General features: G+C 58.8%; 1 protein-coding gene. It reads right to left on the bottom strand.

Annotated features, from left to right (window positions below; translation table 11 throughout):
- A partial coding sequence (locus tag AWB67_RS38605) for a helix-turn-helix domain-containing protein (RefSeq protein ID WP_200822442.1) occupies positions 1 to 830 on the bottom strand: 830 nt, incomplete at its 3' end.
- Between the last annotated feature and the right edge of the window lie 123 nt (positions 831 to 953).

The raw sequence follows: 953 nt of genomic DNA, 5'->3' as shown, positions 1-953 counted from the left end.
CGTTCACTGATCATGACCTCTGGAGTGATGAAATGCTTTCCTCGCTGTTGCGTCCTGGCTCGAGGCACACGAAGTGCACGGCCCGTACGCAAACAGGCAGTGAGTTCTTTTCGCAGAGCGCCACGGCCCTGAATGTAAAGCGCCTGATAGATGGCTTCGTGAGAGATTCTCATGGATTCGTCTTCGGGATAGTCAGCCTGCAATCGTCGACTAATCTGTTCGGGACTCCAGCAAGTGCCCCAACGCCGGTCCGCGCGGCGGCCTTGCCGTCGTCCTTTCCATGGTACGTCGGGTCCGGCAATCGGCCTGCCTTCAGTGTCGGTGACTGCTCCCGCCAATCGACTCTGCACATAATTCTTTAATCTCTCGTTCTTGGCCAGTCTGGAAGCTTTCGGACGTTCCGCGGCACGCTCAGCTTTCCACTGAGCAACCGTCGCCCTGTATAACAAAATACCGCCACGGGTTGCGGCGTTACGGCGCAACTCGCGCGAGATGGTCGACGGTGAGCGCTGCAGTCTTCGCGCGATCTCACGAATCCCGCAATCCTGCGCCCGTAGCAGCGCAATTTCCTCGCGTTCAGAAAAAGACAGATAAGGCGCAGTGCCCGGCGTCAGTTCGATCGGCGGCATTCCGCCCGCATCACGAAACCATCTTGGCCCCAAAGGTTGTGACACGCCACACGCCCGCGCCGCAGCCTCGCTCTCCATGCCTTGCGCGACACAATTCCAGAACGCCCGCTTTGTATCTAGCTGATTGACACCTGGCCTGCCGGGCGATTGCATTATTGGTCTTCCTGTCTGTTCCGAACCCCAACCCTGTGGTCGTCCCATTTGACACCTCATTTAGGAGGTGTTGCAACGACCAGTTGAATTCGCCTTGACTGCCGCGGTCTGTGTGGTGAATCAGACCGACGGGCGGTCGGTGCGACGCGACCGCCCGAAACAGCGCCTGCA

Origin of the sequence: Caballeronia terrestris (genome assembly GCF_001544515.1) — a bacterium.
Classification (GTDB): domain Bacteria; phylum Pseudomonadota; class Gammaproteobacteria; order Burkholderiales; family Burkholderiaceae; genus Caballeronia; species Caballeronia terrestris.
Note: the sequence above shows the minus strand (reverse complement) of the source record. Positions and strands in the feature narration are given on the sequence as shown.